The organism is Streptomyces tateyamensis (genome assembly GCF_003205575.1).
GTDB lineage: Bacteria > Actinomycetota > Actinomycetes > Streptomycetales > Streptomycetaceae > Kitasatospora > Kitasatospora tateyamensis.
The window spans coordinates 25653-42816 of record NZ_PYBW01000033.1 but is presented as its reverse complement, the minus strand read 5'-3'; the positions used below and the strand labels follow the sequence as shown (position 1 = coordinate 42816).

Below are 17164 nucleotides of genomic sequence, written 5' to 3'. Positions count from 1 at the left end.
AGACCCTGATCGAGGAGGCGCTCAAGCTGGCCGAGGAGATGCAGGCGGACGGCGTCGAGGCCGGCTCGCCCACCGTGATCGCCGCCGACTGAGCCGGCTGACGGTGAGTGAGGCACAGTGCTCGATCGAGGCGTGATTCTCCCCAGCGCGCTGCAGGCTGCCCGCAGCCTGGCGTCCACCAGGGTGCTGGAGGCCGCCGACCTGGCCGACACCCTGGCGGTGCTGCACCGGGACCCGGTGGCCAACGCCTTCGTCGCCACCCGGGTGGAGGCCGTGGGCCTGGACCCGTGGCGGCTGGGCGGGGAGATGTGGGGCTGGTTCGACCAGGACGGCCGGCTGGAGTCGCTCTGCTACGCCGGGGCCAACCTGGTGCCGATCAACGCCGGGCCGGTGGCGGTGCACGCCTTCGCCGAGCGGGCCCGGCGGCAGGGCCGGCGCTGTTCCTCGATCGTCGGGCCGGCCGCGGCGACCGCCGGGCTCTGGGCCCTGCTGGAGCGCAGCTGGGGCCCGGCCCGCGAGGTGCGCGGCCACCAGCCGCTGATGGCCACCAGCGAGCCGGCCGCCGCGGTCACCCCGGACCCGCTGGTCCGCCGGGTCCGCCGGGACGAGATCGACCTGCTGCTGCCGGCCTGTGTGGCGATGTTCACCGAGGAGGTGGGCATCTCCCCGCTGGCCGGTGACGGCGGCCTGCTCTACCAGGCCCGGGTGGCCGAACTGGTCAGCACCGGCCGCTCGTTCGCCCGGATCTCGGAGCGGGGCGAGGTGGTCTTCAAGGCCGAGATCGGGGCGGTGACCAAGGGCGCCTGCCAGATCCAGGGGGTCTGGGTGGCCCCCGCACACCGGGGCAAGCGGCTCTCCGAGAGCGGCATGGCGGCGGTGCTGGACTTCGCGCTGCGCGAGGTGGCGCCGGTGGTCAGTCTGTACGTCAACGACTTCAACCTGCCGGCCCGGGCGGCCTACCGCCGGGTCGGGTTCCGGGAAGTGGGCGCATTCATGTCGGTGCTCTTCTGACTTCCCCGGTCAGCTGGGCGGGCAAGGAGTAACGTCCCGGGCATGGAGCAGCTCACCGAGGTCACCGTCCAGCCGATCGACCTGGCCGCCTGGGCGCCGTACGCGCTGGAGGTGCAGGCCCAGGCCTTCGGGCTGTCCGCCGAGGAGGTCGCGGTGCGGCTGCACATCGTCGCACGGCACGCGCTGCAGCCCGGGGTCCTGGCGCTGGGCGCGCTGGCGGGCGGCCGGCTGGTCGGCTTCGGCTACGGGATGCCCAACCAGCGCAGCCAGTGGTGGAGCACGGTGATCGAGCCGCACCTGGAGGCCCGCGGCTACGGGGACTGGCTGGACGACGTGTTCGCGGTGACCGAGCTGCACGTGCTGCCCGAGTACCAGGGGCAGGGCCTGGGCAGCTCGCTGATCCGCAGCCTGTGCGAGCGCTCGGGACAGCCGCGCAGCATCCTGTCCGCGATCGACGCCGAGACCCCGGCCCGCCGCCTCTACCGCGCCCTCGGCTACCACGACCTGGCCCGCGCCGTCCGCTTCCCGGCCACCGACCGCCCGTACGCCGTGATGGGCGCCCAGCTCCCGCTGCACCGGCCGGCGCGATAGCCGGCCCGCTGCCCTACAACCCGCCGGCGAACTCCAGGTACAGCTCGGCGTTGGTCCGCTCGCCGGCGGCCAGGGCGCCGAGGCCGGCGGCGACGGTGCGGAACAGCGTCCAGCCGCGCAGGCGGTCCAGGTCGACCTCGACGGACTCGGAGAGCTGGTGCAGCCGGCGGCGGGCCGCGCCCTGCGGGCCGGGGGCGGCGGTCAGCGTCTCCTTGCGGTCCTGGGCCAGCCAGGCCAGGTCGTAGGCCCGCTCACCGACCAGCGGCTGCGGGTCGATGGCCAGCCACGGTGCCCGGTCGGCGGCCATCACGTTCCCGTGGTGGAAGTCCCCGTGCAGCAGCAGTTCCTCGTCGGCGGAGTCGAGCAGCCCGCCGGCCACCGCCACCGCCTCCTCCAGCAGCCGCCCGGCGTCCACCGCGGCGGCCAGCTCCGGCCGGGTGGCCAGCCAGGCCAGCTGGCCGCCCACCCGGTCGGCCACGGTGGTGAACCGATGGCCCGTCGGCGGCGCCGTCCACAGCCTCCGCAGCAGGCTGGTGGCCTCCAGCATCGCCTTGGCCTCGGCCAGCGAGCGCAGCGGGATGTCCCCGTGCAGCCGCTCCAGCAGCAGGAACCCGGCCGCGGGGTCGGCGTCCAGCAGCAGCACCGCGCCGCGCCCGGCCCAGTGCGCGAGCGCCGCGTGCTCCTGCGCGGTCTCGGGGGCGACCAGGCCGGCCTTGAGCACGGCGGGCGAGTCGTCGGCCCGGCGCACGTACGCCACCAGGCTCAACCGGCCGCCCGGGTCGGCGATCCGGTCCAGCGTCAGCTGCCAGTGGGTCAACTGCCCGGCCAGCCGCTCGGGCAGTCCGGCCAGCCACTGTTCACCGGCCTTGCCCTGCCGGGCGGTCACCCCCTCGCGCAGTCGGTCGGGAACCTTCCACTGCCCAGCTGCTGACGACATGGCGGCCCTTCCTCGGTGCTTCCCCCGTGCTGTTACCCGCCCATTGTCGGCCATCCGACCCGCCCGGGCCGGGCAGCCGCGCTGGTCAGCGCCTCAGTGCGGGCTCACGGCGGTGCTCGGCGAGGCGCTGCCGGCGGTGTCGGGGGCGGCCAGCCCGGGCAGCGCGCCGGGCGTGCCGCCCCAGTGGTCGCACTGCAGCACGCACTCGCGCAGCGCGGTGGCGGCGGTCATCCGCAGCGTGTCGGTGGTGCAGGCCACCAGGTCGGCGTAGACCGCGAGCAGTCGGCTCTCCACCTCGGCGGCCAGCTTGGCGGCGGCGCCCGCCTCCGGGACGGCGAACGGCAGCCGGTAGCCGGGGGCGGCGGCCGTCGGGGTGGCCCCGCCGGCGAGCAGCCGCTGCCAGTTGTCCCGGCGGGCCTGGTGCACGGCGTAGCAGGCGAGCGCGTCGTCCCGCCTGGGGCCGGGCGGGGTCTTGGCGCCGACCACGCCGAAGGCGTACACCGCCGCGTGCTCGGCGGCCAGCGCCGCCTGCAGCGCGGTCGCGGCGGCGGACCCCAGCGGGGCCGCCGAGGGCGGCGCGGCGGGGCCCTTGGCCGGCTGGCTCCTGGAGGGCAGGCTCTTGGCCGTGGGGACGGCGGCTGACGGAGGGTTGGCTGACGCTGCGCCGGTTGACGACGGATCGGCTGACGCGCCGTCGGCCGGGGCCGCACCTGACGATCCGTCCGCCGGCACGGTCAGCGGGGTCCGGTCGCCGAGCCGCACCGCGTGCAGCGCCCCCGCTGCCGCCACCGAGGCGAGCAGCCGGGCCAGCTCCGGCGAGGCGGCCGCCAGGTCGGCCAGTCGGCCCTGCGCCGTGGTCCGCTCGGCCGCAGCCAGCACCGCCGCCGTCACCGCGGGCCCGCCGTCGCCCGGCGAGCCGCTCCCCGCGGCCGCGGGCGACCCCGCGCCCGGCGAGCCGGCCGCGGGCAGTCCTGCCGCCAGCGCGGCCCGCTGCTGCACCAGCTCAGCCTGCAGCGGGCCGGCCACCGCGGCGCCCCCGGCCGGCAGCGCCGCGTACTGGGCCAGCAGCGCGTCGGTGGCGGCCACCGCCCGGGTGCGCAGCGGCTTGTCCGTGTCGGCCCGGCCCTTGCCCCCGGAGCCGCCCGAGCCGTTCGAGCCCGAGGTGCAGGCGGCCAGCAGCCCGGCGGCGGCCAGCGCCCCGGTGGCCAGGAAGGTCCGCCGCCCGGTGGACTGCATCGAGGTGCTCCCAGGAGTACGGCGGGCGGCTCCCTCGGCCCCCCGCGCGGATGGAAATGACAGTGGTCGGGAACGTGAAAGGGTTGTGCCCGCCGTGGTGACGCTACCGCCCGGGCCGGGACCGGCCGAGGCCGGGGGACACCGGGCGGTGCCCGCAACCGGAATCGGCGGTTGCCGGGTCGACCCGATAGGCTTTGGGGCGAGTTACGACCTTCTGACAACAGCAGACGCGGCCGAGGAGTCACCCGGATGAGCACCACCCCCACCGATCGGTTGCGTGCCCTGTTGGAGCCGCTGGCCGCGCAGGCGGGCCTGGACCTTGAGGACGTCAAGGTGACCCAGGCCGGCAGCCGCCGTCAGGTGCAGATCGACGTGGACGCCGACGGCGGCGTGGATCTGGACGCGATCGCCGAGTTCAGCCGCGAGGTCGGGCAGGCCCTGGACGAGAGCGACCTGCTGGGCAGCGCCGCCTACGTCCTCGAGGTCGGCTCCCCGGGCGTGGACCGCCCGCTCACCGAACCCCGCCACTGGCGCCGCAACATCGGCCGGCTGGTCAAGATCCAGCTGACCGACGGCAGTGAGCTGGTCGCGCGCATCCTGGAGATTCTCAGCCTGCAGAGCGACGAGACCGGCGCGCTGGTCGAGGTGCAGCCGGTGAAGGGCCGCGGCAGGCCCAAGGAGCGCCGCCTGGAGTTCACCGAGGTGGCCAAGGCGCGGATCCAGGTGGAGTTCAACCGCAAGGAGGACGAGCAACTGCTGTCCGAGGAAGACCCGGACGAGCTGGAGCTCGCCGAGGAAGAAGAGGAGGCGTAGCCGTGGACATCGACATGAGTGCCCTGCGTGGGCTGGTGACCGAGAAGAACATCCCGTTCGACCTGTTGGTCGAGTCGATCGAGTCGGCGCTCCTCATCGCCTACCACCGCACCGAGGGCTCGCGCCGCCGGGCCCGGGTGGAGCTGAACCGCAAGAGCGGCCACGTCACGGTGTGGGCGCTGGAGGACCAGAGCGAGCTGGAGGAGGGTGCCGAGCCGCGCGAGTTCGACGACACCCCCAGCGGCTTCGGCCGGATCGCCGCCAGCACCGCCAAGCAGGTCATCCTGCAGCGACTGCGCGACGCGGCCGACGACCAGACCTTCGGGGAGTACGCGGGCAAGGAGGGCGACATCGTGATGGGTGTCGTCCAGCAGGGCAACGACCCGAAGAACGTGCTGGTGGACATCGGCAAGCTGGAGGCGATCCTGCCCCCGCAGGAGCAGGTGCCCGGCGAGGACTACCGCCACGGGACCCGGCTGCGCAGCTACGTGGTGGCGGTGCGCCGCGGCGTCCGCGGTGCCTCGGTCACCCTCTCGCGCACCCACCCCAACCTGGTGAAGAAGCTGTTCGCCCTGGAGGTGCCGGAGATCGCCGACGGGTCGGTGGAGATCGCCGCCATCGCCCGCGAGGCCGGCCACCGCACCAAGATCGCGGTGCACTCGCGCCGGGCCGGACTGAACGCCAAGGGCGCCTGCATCGGCCCGATGGGCGGCCGGGTGCGCAACGTGATGAGCGAGCTGCACGGCGAGAAGATCGACATCGTGGACTGGTCGGACGACCCGGCCGAGATGGTGGCCAACGCGCTGTCCCCCGCCCGGGTGACCAAGGTCGAGATCGTGGACATGCAGCAGCGCTCCGCCCGGGTGATCGTGCCGGACTACCAGCTGTCGCTGGCGATCGGCAAGGAGGGCCAGAACGCCCGTCTGGCGGCCCGTCTCACCGGTTGGCGGATCGACATCCGGCCGGACACCGAGGGCGCCGAAGAGCCGGTCGGCGGGGAATCCACCGCCCGGTAGCGGCGTTGTCATCCGATAATCGCGGCCCCGCCGAGATCGGCGGGGCCGCGGTCAGTCCCTGCGGAGGGTAGACTTGAAGGTGTCCGGCCGGACGCATGTCCGTGCATGCCCAGAACGCACTTGCGTGGGCTGCCGAAAGCGAGCGGCCAAGCACGAGCTGTTGCGAGTCATCGCGGTGGCGGGCGCCTGCGTCCCCGATCCGCGCAGCTCGCTCCCCGGTCGGGGCGCGTACCTGCACCCCGACTCCGGCTGTCTCGATCTGGCGGTCCGCCGCCGGGCGTTCCCGAGGGCCTTCCGGCTCACGGGGACGCTGGACACCGAGGCCCTGCGCGAGCAGGTCACGGCCGGTCCGGACAGCGCCCCGGCGTCCTGAGGACCCCGGGGGAGAACCACCGTACAGAGCACGGCGCGCGCACCTCGGTGTACCGCGCCACCAGTCAGGTACCTCGCGAGATGGAAGTAGGTCGAGATTGCGATGAGCACTCGATGAGTACGCGATGAGTACGCCCATGAAGTAGCGACGGTCCGGCGGACAACGACCCCGGACTTATTAGACAGGAGCAAAGTGGCTAAGGTCCGGGTATACGAACTTGCCAAGGAACTCGGCTTGGAGAGCAAGGCTGTGATGGCCAAGCTGACCGAGCTGGGCGAGTTCGTCCGTTCGGCGTCCTCGACGATCGAGGCGCCGGTTGTGCGCAAGTTGACTGATGCTTTGGGAACGACGCCGCCGTCCGGCGGCGCGTCCGCCAAGCCCGGCCCGCGGAAGCCCGCGGCGCCCCAGCCCGCCGGCGGTGCCGGTGCGGCCGCACCCAGGCCGGGTGCACCCACTCCGGGTCCGCGTCCCGCGGCCCCCCGTCCGACTCCGGCGGCCGCCCCCGCGGCTGCGGCTCCCGCCGCGCCCGCGCCGGCTGCGCCCCGTCCGGCCGGTGCACCCACCCCGGGTCCGCGCCCGGCCCGTCCGGCCGCCCCGGCCGCTCCGGCGGCCGAGTTCTCCTCCCCGGCTCCGGCCGAGGAGCCGGCGGCCCGTCCGGCTGCCGCACGTCCGGCCCAGCAGGCCCAGGGCGGTGCCCGTCCGGGCCCGCGTCCGGCCGGCCCGCGTCCGGGCAACAACCCCTTCACCTCCGGTGGCGCCACCGGCATGGGCCGTCCCGGCGACCGCCGTGCGGCCGCGCCGGGCGACCGTCCGCGTCCGGGCGGTGCCCCGGGTGCCGGTGAGCGTCCGCCGCGCCAGGGCGACCGTCCGCGTCCGGGCGGTGCCCCGGGTGCCGGCGACCGTCCCCGTCCGGGTGGCGGCGCGCCGCGTCCGGGTGGTCCCGGTGCCGGTGCCCCGCGTCCGGGCGGTGCCCCGGGTGCCGGTGCTCCGCGTCCCGGTGGTGCTCCCCGTCCCGACGGCATGCCCCGTCCGGCCGCGCCGCGCCCCGGTGGGCCGAGCCCGTCCGGCATGCCGCGCCCGAACCCGGGCATGATGCCGCAGCGTCCCGGCCCGGGTACCGGTGCGCGTCCGGGCCCCGGTGGCCGTGGTCCGGGTGGCCCCGGCGGCCGTCCGGGCGGTGCCCCGGGTGCCGGTGGCGCCCGTCCGGGCTTCACCGGTCGTCCGGCCGGTCCGGGCTCGCGCCCGGCCGGTGGCGGCGGCTTCGGCGGTCCCCGCCCGGGTGGCGGTGCCGGTGGCGGCGGCGGCTTCGGTGGCGGCGGTGCCCGTCCCGGTGGCTTCGGCGGTCGTCCCGGCGGCCCGGGTGCCCGTGGTGGCACGCAGGGCGCCTTCGGCCGTGGCCCGGGCGGTCGCCCGGCCCGTGGTCGCAAGTCGAAGCGGGCGAAGCGCCAGGAGTACGAGGCCATGCAGGCCCCGTCCGTCGGCGGTGTGATGCTGCCCCGTGGCAACGGCCAGACGGTCCGGCTGTCGCGCGGCGCTTCGCTGATGGACTTCGCGGAGAAGATCAACGCCAACCCGGCCGCGCTCGTCTCGGTGATGTTCAACCTCGGCGAGATGGTCACCGCGACCCAGTCGGTCTCGGACGACACGCTCCTGATGCTGGCCCAGGAGATGGGCTTCCTGCTGGAGATCGTCAGCCGTGACGACGAGGACCGCGAGCTGCTCGAGTCCTTCGACATCGACTTCGGTGCCGACGAGGGCGAGGAGAGCGAACTGCTGCCGCGTCCGCCGGTGGTGACCGTCATGGGTCACGTCGACCACGGTAAGACCCGACTGCTGGACGCGATCCGCAAGTCCAACGTGGTCGCGGGCGAGGCCGGTGGCATCACCCAGCACATCGGTGCCTACCAGGTCACCGCCGAGGTCAACGGCGAGGACCGGAAGATCACCTTCCTCGACACCCCGGGTCACGAGGCGTTCTCCGCCATGCGTGCCCGTGGTGCCAAGTCCACCGACATCGCGATCCTGGTGGTCGCGGCCAACGACGGTGTCATGCCGCAGACGGTCGAGGCGCTCAACCACGCCAAGGCCGCGGGTGTCCCGATCGTGGTCGCGGTCAACAAGATCGACGTCGAGGGTGCCGACCCGGTCAAGGTCCGCGGACAGCTGACCGAGTTCGGTCTGGTGGCCGAGGAGTACGGCGGCGACACCATGTTCGTCGACATCTCGGCGCGCCAGGGCCTGCACATCGACCAGCTGCTGGAGGCCGTGGTCCTGACCGCGGACGCCTCGCTGGACCTGCGGGCCAACCCGGAGCAGGACGCGCAGGGTATCGCCATCGAGGCGCACCTCGACAAGGGCCGCGGCGCCATGGCCACCGTGCTCGTGCAGCGCGGTACCCTCCGCGTCGGCGACTCGATCGCGGTGGGCGACGCGCACGGCCGCGTCCGCGCCATGCTCGACGAGAACGGCAAGAACGTGGAGGAGGCCGGTCCGTCGCGTCCGGTCCTGCTCCTCGGTCTGACCTCGGTGCCGCGCGCCGGCGACAGCTTCATCGTCGTCGACGACGACCGCACCGCCCGCCAGATCGCCGAGAAGCGCTCGGCCCGCGACCGCAACGCCATGTTCGCCAAGCGGCCGATGCGGATCTCGCTGGAGAACATCGACCAGGCGATCGCGGCCGGCAGCATCCAGCAGCTGAACCTGATCATCAAGGGTGACGTCTCCGGTTCGGTCGAGGCCCTCGAGGACGCGCTGGTCAAGCTGGACGTGGGCGAGGAGGTCGAGCTCCGGATCCTGCACCGCGGTGTGGGTGCGATCACCGAGTCCGACGTGGACCTGGCGATGGGCTCGGACGCGATCATCCTGGGCTTCAACGTCCGCGCCGAGGGCCGTGCTCGCACGGCGGCCGAGCGCGAGGGCGTCGACGTCCGGTACTACTCGGTCATCTACCAGGCGATCGAGGAGATCGAGGCCGCGCTCAAGGGCCTGCTCAAGCCGGAGTACGAGGAGGTGCGCCTCGGCTCCGCGGAGATCCGCGAGGTCTTCCGCAGCTCCAAGTTCGGCAACATCGCCGGTGTCCTGGTGCGCGAGGGCATCCTTCGCCGCAACGCGAAGGCCCGCCTCATCCGCGACGGCAAGGTCGTGGCGGAGAGCCTCACCATCGAGGGTCTGCGCCGCTTCAAGGACGACGCGACCGAGGTCCGCGAGGGCTTCGAGGCCGGTGTCACCCTGGGGTCGTACAACGACATCAAGGTGGAGGACACCATCGAGACCTACGAGATGCGCGAGAAGCCGCGCTCGTAGTCGCTGTCAGCGGCCCGGGGCCGGTCGACGGGATTATTTCCCGTCGACCGGCCCCGGTCTCGCTGTGTAGGGTCCAGGGCACCGACCCCGACGGCCGCGGCCGTTCGGGGTGACTCCTAGGCCCCCAGGTCGGCTTGACCTGTCACACATGTTCGTCGGAACACTCACCTTCGACCTGCTGCTGGGCGACGTGCACTCGCTCAAGGAGAAGCGTTCGATCGTGCGGCCCATCGTGGCCGAACTGCAGCGCAAGTACAGCGTGTGCGCTGCGGAGGTAGGGAACCAGGAGCTGCACCGCCGGGCCGAGATCGGGCTGGCGGTGGTCTCGGACGAGCACCGCTTCGTCACCGAGGTCCTGGACAACTGCGAGCGGCTGGTCGCCGGCCGCCCCGAGGTACAGCTGCTCTCCGCGAGGAGGCGCTACTACGGCGACGACGATGATTGAGAGCGGGGGTGCACGGGGCGCAACGTCGCCACCGTCACACCGACGAGGACCGAGAGCGCCCACAAGGCTGGGCGCGGGCCGGTACTTTGGGGCTTGGGCCCCGCCGGGTGCAGAACCGACCCGAGTACCGTGCCCACTGCACGAGGAGGCAACGTGACCGACACCGCAAGGGCGCGCAAGCTCGCCGACCGTATCCAGGTGGTCGTCGCCCAGACCCTGGAGCGCCGCATCAAGGACCCGCGGCTGGGCTTCGTGACCATCACCGACACCCGGGTCACCGGGGACCTGCGCGAGGCCACCGTCTTCTACACGGTCTTCGGGGACGAGACCGAGCGGGAGGCGACCGCCGCCGCGCTGGAGAGCGCCAAGGGCGTGCTCCGCTCCGAGGTCGGCAAGCAGACCGGGGTGCGCTTCACTCCGTCGCTGACCTTCGTGGCGGACGCGCTGCCGGACAACGCGCGGCAGATCGACGACCTGCTCGACAAGGTCCGGCTCTCGGACGCGGCGGTGCGCACCGCGGCGGCCGGCGCGCAGTACGCGGGCGAGGCCGACCCGTACCGGTCCCCGGCCGCCGAGGGCGACGACGCGGACGAGGACGAGTAGTCATGGCGGGTGAGCCGGCGGCGGCCGGTTCGACCAGGGCGTCCGTCACCACCGAGGTGGCGGGCGCCCTCGCCGTGCTCCCGGGCCCGCGCGCGCAGTCACCGGCCGGCGGCGCCGGNNGGGGGGGTGGGCCGGGGGGGGCCGGTTCGCCCAGGGCGTCGGTCCCCCCGGAGGTGGCGGACGCCCTCGCCGTGCTCCCGGGCCAGCGCGCGCAGTCACCGGCCGGCGGCGCCGGGTACCCGCCACCGCCGGGCGGGTTCGAGCCGGTCTGGCAGCAGGTGCTCGACGAGATCGGCCGGGCCCGCGAGATCGACCTGATCTGCCACATCAGCCCGGACGGCGACGCGCTCGGCTCGGCGCTGGCCGCCGGCCTGGCGCTGCGGGCGCTCGGGCACCCGGTGCGGGTCTCCTTCGGCGACGACCCGCAGGTGATCCCGGAGTCGCTCTCCTTCCTGCCGGGCCAGGAGCTGATCGTGCCGGCCGCGGCGGTGCCCGCCGAGCCGGACCTGGTGCTCTGCTTCGACGTGGCCTCCGAGGGCCGGCTCGGCCTGCTGCACCCCAAGGCCTTCGCCGCCCGCACCCTGGTGGTGATCGACCACCACGCCTCCAACCCCGGCTTCGGCACCCACCGGCTGATCGACCCGAGCGCCCCGGCCACCGCCGTCCTGGTGGACGAGCTGCTGCGCCGGCTCGGGGTGCGGCTGGACCAGGAGCTGGCCACCTGCCTGTACACCGGGGTCGCCACCGACACCGGCTCCTTCAAGTACGCGGTCACCACGCCGCAGACCCACGAGCTGGCCGGGCGGCTGCTGGCCACCGGAATCCGGCACGACCTGATCTCCCGCCAGCTGTGGGACACCTCCTCGTTCGGCTACCTCAAGGTGCTGGGCGCCGCGCTGGACCGGGCGGTCTACGAGCCGGCCGCGGTCGGCGGGCGCGGGCTGGTGTGGACCTGGGTGCCCTACCAGGACCTGGCGCTGTTCAGCGTCACGATGGAGGAGATCGAAGGGCTGATCGACATCCTGCGCCGCCCGGCCGAGGCCGAGGTGGCGCTGGTGCTCAAGCAGGACCCGGACGGGACGCTGCGCGGCTCCTGCCGTTCCAAGGGCGCCGTCGACGTGGCCGCGGCCTGCGCCGCGCTGGGCGGCGGCGGACACCCGTACGCTGCCGGTTTCTCGGCCCGGGACGACGTGCTCAGCACGGTCGCCCTGTTCCGGGCGGCGCTGGGCCAGTAGCGGGTGCTCCACGACAGGCCGTAGCCCCGTCCGTTCCGCACACCTCGCAGAGAAAGAACCGATGAAGCGCAAAGGCACCGGTCCCGACGGGCTGGTCATCGTGGACAAGCCCGAAGGCATCACCTCGCACGGCGTGGTCGCCCGGATGCGGCGGCTGGCCGGGACCAGGAAGGTCGGCCACGCCGGCACGCTGGACCCGATGGCCACCGGCGTGCTGGTGATCGGGGTCGAGCGGGCCACCCGGCTGCTCGGGCACCTGATGCTGACCGCCAAGACCTACGAGGCGACGATCCGGCTGGGCCAGAGCACGATCACCGACGACCGCGAGGGCGAGGTGACCGCGTCGACGCCGGCCACCGGAGTGACCCGGGAGGCGGTGGACACCGAGATCGCCCGGCTGACCGGCGAGATCATGCAGGTGCCGTCGAAGGTCAGCGCGATCAAGATCGACGGGAAGCGGTCCTACCACCGGGTGCGCGAGGGCGAGGACTTCGAGATCCCGGCCCGGCCCACCACGGTGCACTCCTTCACGGTGCACGGGCAGCGGGCGGCCACGGCCGAGGACGGCACGGCGGTGCTCGACCTGGACGTCACCGTGGAGTGCTCCTCCGGCACCTACATCCGCGCACTGGCCCGGGACCTGGGCGCCGCGCTGGGCGTCGGCGGCCACCTGACCGCGCTGCGCCGCACCCGGGTGGGCCCGTACGAGGTGGCCGGCGCGCACACCCTGGAGCAGCTGGAGGAGCAGCTCACCGTGCTGCCGATCGCCGAGGCGGCCGCGGCCGCCTTCCCGCGCTGGGACCTGGACGAACAGGACGCCCGCAAGCTCGCCACCGGCGCCCGGCTGAAGGCCCCGGGCCTGGACGCGGGCGGCCCGATCGCGGCCTTCGGCCCGGACGGGACCTTCCTCGCGCTGGTCGAGGAGCAGGACGGCCAGGCGCGGCCGGTCGCGGTCTTCGTGGGGTAGCGACCCGGTCCGGTCACCCGGTGCGGTCCGCAGGTTCACTCCTGCGGGCGAGCGCGCGGGGTGAAGGGACGTGGTGAACGGCGCGGGCGCGGTCGCCCGCCCCGGCGGGTGGGCAGGCTCACCGCGGCGAGCACGGCAGCGGTGACGGGCCCGACGGGAGCCCGCCCGGGCCGCCGGGGAGGGCAGCACGATGGACCGGAGTGCGCTGGTACGGCTGTGCGACCACGAGGTGCGCGAGCTCGGGTACGCCTGTTGGGCGGATGCGCGCGGCAGCCTGTTGACGGCCTACCGGACCGTGGCCGAGGCCGGGCCCGGCCTGACCGCCGACGGTGAGCCGGCCAGGCTGGTGCTGGCCTGCCCGGAGCTCGGGCTGGCCCTGCTGACGACCGATCAGCTGCCGCCCGGCCGGGCCCCGCTGCCGATCCGTCCCGGCCCGGCGCAGGCCGGCGCCGCCGTGCTGCTCCCCGGCCCCGGAGCCCCGTGCACCGGCACCCTGCTCGGCACCGGCACCGCCCTGAGCGACTGGGTGGGCCCGGCCCGCCTGCTGTCGGGGGTGCTGCTGCTCGACCTGCCCGGCGCCGTCGACCTGTCGGCCGGCGTCCCGGTGCTGGACGCCGCGGACGGCACCCTGCTGGCCCTGACCGCCCCCGGCCTGCGCGGCCTGCCCGCCGGCCTGCTGCCGGCCGTCCCGGTGGCCGGGACCCTGCTGGACACCCCCGCCGAGCTGGCCGAGCTGCTGGCCCGCAACGCGCTCACCGCCCCGGCCTACGGCGCCGCGCTCAACCTCGGCGGGGTGCTGCGGGCCACCGCCCGCCAGCTGGCCGCCGCCTCGGCCGGCCCGGGCCGGATCACCGACCTGGCGGCCGACCGGGTGGCGCGCGAGGACGGGCTGGCCGGTGAGGAGCCGGGTGTCGCGCTGACCGTGCTGGTCGGCGAGCCGGGCAGCGGGCGCACCACCGAGCTGGCCGCCGTCGCGGTCCGCCGGGCCGGTGGCGCCCGGGCGCTGCCCACCCTGTGGCTGCGCGGCGCCGACCTGGCGGCGGCGGACGAGTCGGTGGCCCCGGCCGTGCGGCGGGCGCTGGCCGGTGACGATGCGTCAGGCCTGGAGCCGGCTGCCGTGGCCCGGGTCTGCGAGGCGGCCGGGCGCCCGCTGCTGGTGCTGCTGGACGGTCCCGAAGAGGCGCCCGGCCCGCTGGACGCCGCCTGGTGGGCGCGGACGGTGCGCTGGCTGGCCGAGACCGGGGTCCGGCTGCTGGTGGGCTGCCGCCCGGAGAGCTGGCAGCCGGAGTTCGGCGCCGATCAGGTCCGGCTGCACCGGCTGGGCCCGCTGCGGGCGGCGGAGCTGGAGCGCGCCGCGCGCCGGTACGGGGTCGAGGTGCCGCCCGGGCCGGTCGGCCCGCTGCGGCTGCGGTTGGCCGGCGAGCTGACCGCGGCGGGCGTGCCGGTGCCGGCGGGCGCCGAGCAGGGCGAACTGCTCACCGCCTGGCTGGACCTGAGCTGCCTGCGGATCGCCGAGCGGCTGGCCGATGAGGCCGACCGCCCCGCCTCGCACCGCAAGGGCACGGTGCCCGCCGCGCCGCAGCCGGTGGCCCCGGTCACCGTGCGCCGACTGGCCCGCACGGTGACCGGCCGGGTGCACGAGGCGGCCCGCCGGATGCTCGGGCCCGGGCAGGGCGGGCTCGGGCCGCAGGCCTTCGGCGAGCTGTTCCCGGCCGCCGGCGGCTGGCGGCGGGCGGTGCTGGCCGAGGGCCTGTTCGTGCCGGTCGGCGACGGCTACCGGCTGGCCCACGAGGAGCTCGGCGACTGGCTGCAGGGCCTGCACCTGGACCTGGACGCGGCGCTGGACCAACTGCTCGCGGCGAGCGGGCCGCGCCCGGTGCCGCGGCACCGGGTCGGCGTGGTGGAGGCCGGGCTGCGGGTGCTGGGACGCCTGCGCGGCGCCGCCGAGCTGGACCGGCGCCTGGGCCGGCTGGCCCGGGCGCTCGCCGACCCGGCGGCCGGGCCGCAGACCGGCTGGTGGGCGGCCCGGCTGCTGGCCGCGGGACTGCGCGACTCGCCCGAGCCGGCGGCCCACCGACAGCTGCTGGCCGAGCTGGCCGAGCGGCTGGCCGGTCAGCCGGGCGGGCCGGCCGACCGGTTCGGGCCCGCCTTCTGGGACCGGCTGCCGCTGGGCGAGGAGGCCCGCTGGGAGCTGCTGCGGGTGCTGGTCCGGGCCGACGGCACGGACCAGGGCTTCCGCGCCCTGGCGGTGGCCCGGCTGCGGGCGGCGGGCGCGGCCGCGTTCGCCCCGCTCTGCGCGTGGTTCGAGGACACCAGCGGTCTGCCCGCCCGCCCCGGTGCCACCGTGGCCGACCTGGCCCAGGACCTGCTCTACGCGCACCGCGCGCTGGCCGTGGACGAGCTGACCGAGGCGCTGGTGGCCGCCGCCCACCCCCGGGCGGACGCGCTGCTGACCGTGCTGGCCGTCGAGGAGCCGTCCGCGCTCTGCCGGGCGGTGGACCGGTGGAGCCACGACGTGCGCCCCGAGCGGCACGTGGCCGCCGCCGTGCACGGCCTGCGGGTCGCCCCCTACGCCACCGCCACCGGCGCCGAACTGCTGCGCTTCACCGCGCTGGCCCTGCTGGCCCGGGAGGACGAACCCGCGCTGCACGGCGCGGCGCTGGCCCTGCTGGTGCGCGACCCGCAGACCCGCGCGGCGCACCTGCCGGCGGCGCTGTCGGCGTACGCGGCCGACGATCCGTTCGTCACCGCCCAGGTGCTCGGCACCGCACTGACGACGGATCAGCCCGCCGTGCTGCTCGCCTTCGAGCAGCGGTTGGCCCGGCCCGGTGGCGGTGCCGCGGCGGTGCTGCGGGTGCTGGCCGACGCGCGCCCCGCGGCGGGCGGGGCGCCGGCCGGGTTGGCGGACCCGGCCACCCGGCTGGCCGGGCGGCTGCTGCGGGCGCGCCCGGAGCGGGCCGAGCTGGTGGCCGAGTACCTGGGCCGGCGGCTGCTGCTGGGCACGGCCGGCCCCGGGGACCTGACCGCGCTGCTCGGCGCCGGCCCCACCGAGCGGCCGGCGCCGATCCGGCAGGCCTTCGCGCTGGTGCTGGCCACCCCGGGCGAGGGGCCCGGGGAGGAGCTGCGCGAGCAGTTCCTGGACCGGCTGCTGGCGGTCGAGCGGGATCCGCAGGTGCTGGCGGCGGTGCTGGAGCGGGTGGCCGTCACGGTGGAGCGGCGCGAGGGCGAGCGGGCCCGGGCGCTGGTGCGCCGGATCGCCGACGCCTGGCTCCCCGGTGACGGCGGGGTGGCCGGGCTGGACGCGCTGCTGGTGCGGTGCGCGGGCCGCAGCGCCGCCTTCGCGCTGCTGCTCGCCGACTGGCCGGACCGGGTCCGCCCGCTCGCGGCCGGCCCGCTGCTGGAGCGGATGCGGGCCCAGGTGGCCCGCGGCGGCGACCCGCAGTACGCCGCGGCCGAGGCCGAACGGACCCCGGTGCGCACCGTCACACCCGGGCCGGTGCGTCCCGCAGGTGTTCCGGTGCCGGAGCGGGAGCGGGCGCATGGCACGCTATAGGGGTTCGCGTTCGAGCATGTGAGCACCCGGGGACCGGGGGCTCGGAGCAGGGATCCCACAAGAGCCCTGGGGAGAGAAGGAGCGGTCAGGGTGCAGCGCTGGCGTGGCCTGGAGGAGATTCCCGGCGACTGGGGACGCAGCGTCGTCACCATCGGATCCTTCGACGGTGTGCACCTGGGGCACCAGCTGATCGTCAACCGGGCGGTGGCGCGGGCCGGTGAGCTGGGCGCCAAGGCCGTGGTGGTGACCTTCGACCCGCACCCGAGCGAGGTGGTCCGCCCCGGCAGCCACCCGGCGCTGCTCGCCCCGCACCCGCGCCGGGCGGAGCTGCTGGCCGAGCTCGGGGTGGACGCGGTGCTGGTGCTGCCGTTCACCGCGGAGTTCTCCAAGGAGTCGCCCGAGACCTTCGTGCAGCAGGTGCTGGTGGACGCGCTGCACGCGCAACTGGTGATCGAGGGCCCGAACTTCCGGTTCGGCCACAAGGCGGCCGGCAACGTCGCGCTGCTGCAGGAGCTCGGCCGGGCGGCCGACTTCGCGGTCGAGGTGGTGGACCTGCAGGTGCGCGGCGCGGCCGGGGGCGGCGAGCTGTTCTCCTCCACGCTGATCCGCCGCCTGGTCACCGAGGGGGACATGACCGGCGCCGCCGAGGTGCTCGGCCGGCCGCACCGGGTCGAGGGCGTGGTGGTACGCGGGGCCCAGCGCGGCCGCGACCTGGGCTACCCGACGGCCAACGTGGACACCGTGGCGCACAGCGCGGTCCCGGCCGACGGGGTGTACGCGGGCTGGCTGACCGTTTTCGGCGGGCACGGGCCCCTCCCGCCCGATGCCGGGCAAGGAGGGAGGATGCCGGCGGCGATCTCGGTGGGCACCAACCCGACCTTCGACGGCACCGCCCGCACCGTGGAGGCGTACGCCATCGACCGGGTCGGCCTGGACCTGTACGGCCTGCACGTGGCCGTGGACTTCCTGGCCTACCTGCGCGGGATGGAGAAGTTCGACTCGATCGAGGCGCTGCTGGAGCGGATGGCCGACGACGTCAAGCAGGCCCGGGAACTGACGGCGGATTAGCCGGCCGACGACA

General features: G+C 75.3%; 14 protein-coding genes. 12 read left to right on the top strand and 2 right to left on the bottom strand.

Annotated elements, in window-relative coordinates; genetic code table 11:
- Positions 1 to 135: 135 nt before the first annotated feature.
- Both C7C46_RS11030 and C7C46_RS11025 read left to right on the top strand, forming a co-directional pair.
- The gene (locus C7C46_RS11030) at positions 136 to 1011 is read left to right on the top strand and encodes a GNAT family N-acetyltransferase (RefSeq protein ID WP_181442295.1); all 876 of its coding nucleotides are present in this window, start codon (positions 136 to 138) and stop codon (positions 1009 to 1011) included.
- 42 nt (positions 1012 to 1053) lie between these two features.
- Complete coding sequence (locus C7C46_RS11025) at positions 1054 to 1602, top strand: GNAT family N-acetyltransferase (protein ID WP_110668330.1); 549 nt, start codon at positions 1054 to 1056, stop codon at positions 1600 to 1602.
- A gap of 13 nt (positions 1603 to 1615) precedes the next feature.
- Here the strand turns inward: C7C46_RS11025 and C7C46_RS11020 are convergent, their stop codons facing one another.
- Both C7C46_RS11020 and C7C46_RS36390 read right to left on the bottom strand, forming a co-directional pair.
- The gene (locus tag C7C46_RS11020; RefSeq protein ID WP_110668329.1) at positions 1616 to 2539 is read right to left on the bottom strand and encodes an aminoglycoside phosphotransferase family protein; all 924 of its coding nucleotides are present in this window, start codon (positions 2537 to 2539) and stop codon (positions 1616 to 1618) included.
- Between the two features lie 93 nt (positions 2540 to 2632).
- Positions 2633 to 3775: a DUF4439 domain-containing protein gene (locus tag C7C46_RS36390; RefSeq protein WP_110668328.1), complete on the bottom strand. Its 1143-nt coding sequence runs from the start codon at positions 3773 to 3775 to the stop codon at positions 2633 to 2635.
- A gap of 249 nt (positions 3776 to 4024) precedes the next feature.
- On the opposite strand from C7C46_RS36390, the gene rimP reads away from it, so the two are divergent.
- From rimP to C7C46_RS10965, 10 genes are all read left to right on the top strand, one after another.
- Complete coding sequence (gene rimP / locus C7C46_RS11010; RefSeq protein ID WP_110668327.1) at positions 4025 to 4588, top strand: ribosome maturation factor RimP; 564 nt, start codon at positions 4025 to 4027, stop codon at positions 4586 to 4588.
- 2 nt (positions 4589 to 4590) lie between these two features.
- Complete coding sequence (gene nusA / locus C7C46_RS11005) at positions 4591 to 5604, top strand: transcription termination factor NusA (RefSeq protein WP_110668326.1); 1014 nt, start codon at positions 4591 to 4593, stop codon at positions 5602 to 5604.
- A 79-nt stretch (positions 5605 to 5683) separates the two neighbouring features.
- Positions 5684 to 5977, top strand: coding sequence for a YlxR family protein (locus C7C46_RS11000; protein WP_110668334.1), 294 nt, complete (start codon positions 5684 to 5686; stop codon positions 5975 to 5977).
- Between the two features lie 192 nt (positions 5978 to 6169).
- A complete protein-coding gene (gene infB, locus C7C46_RS10995; RefSeq protein ID WP_110668325.1) occupies positions 6170 to 9280 on the top strand; it encodes a translation initiation factor IF-2 in 3111 nt (1036 codons plus the stop codon).
- 148 nt (positions 9281 to 9428) lie between these two features.
- Entirely contained in the window at positions 9429 to 9725 is a 297-nt protein-coding gene (locus tag C7C46_RS10990; protein ID WP_110668324.1) for a DUF503 domain-containing protein, read from the top strand.
- Between the two features lie 153 nt (positions 9726 to 9878).
- Entirely contained in the window at positions 9879 to 10328 is a 450-nt protein-coding gene (gene rbfA, locus C7C46_RS10985; RefSeq protein WP_110668323.1) for a 30S ribosome-binding factor RbfA, read from the top strand.
- Between the two features lie 173 nt (positions 10329 to 10501).
- Positions 10502 to 11563, top strand: coding sequence for a DHH family phosphoesterase (locus C7C46_RS10980; RefSeq protein ID WP_245984349.1), 1062 nt, complete (start codon positions 10502 to 10504; stop codon positions 11561 to 11563).
- Between the two features lie 61 nt (positions 11564 to 11624).
- Positions 11625 to 12530 (top strand): tRNA pseudouridine(55) synthase TruB, encoded by a 906-nt coding sequence (gene truB, locus C7C46_RS10975; protein WP_110668321.1) that lies wholly within the window; start codon positions 11625 to 11627, stop codon positions 12528 to 12530.
- A 190-nt stretch (positions 12531 to 12720) separates the two neighbouring features.
- Positions 12721 to 16083 carry a trypsin-like peptidase domain-containing protein gene (locus C7C46_RS10970; RefSeq protein ID WP_110668320.1) on the top strand — a complete coding sequence of 1121 codons (3363 nt, stop codon included), beginning with the start codon at positions 12721 to 12723 and terminating at the stop codon, positions 16081 to 16083.
- Between the two features lie 90 nt (positions 16084 to 16173).
- Positions 16174 to 17151 (top strand): bifunctional riboflavin kinase/FAD synthetase, encoded by a 978-nt coding sequence (locus tag C7C46_RS10965; protein WP_110668319.1) that lies wholly within the window; start codon positions 16174 to 16176, stop codon positions 17149 to 17151.
- Positions 17152 to 17164: the final 13 nt, after the last annotated feature.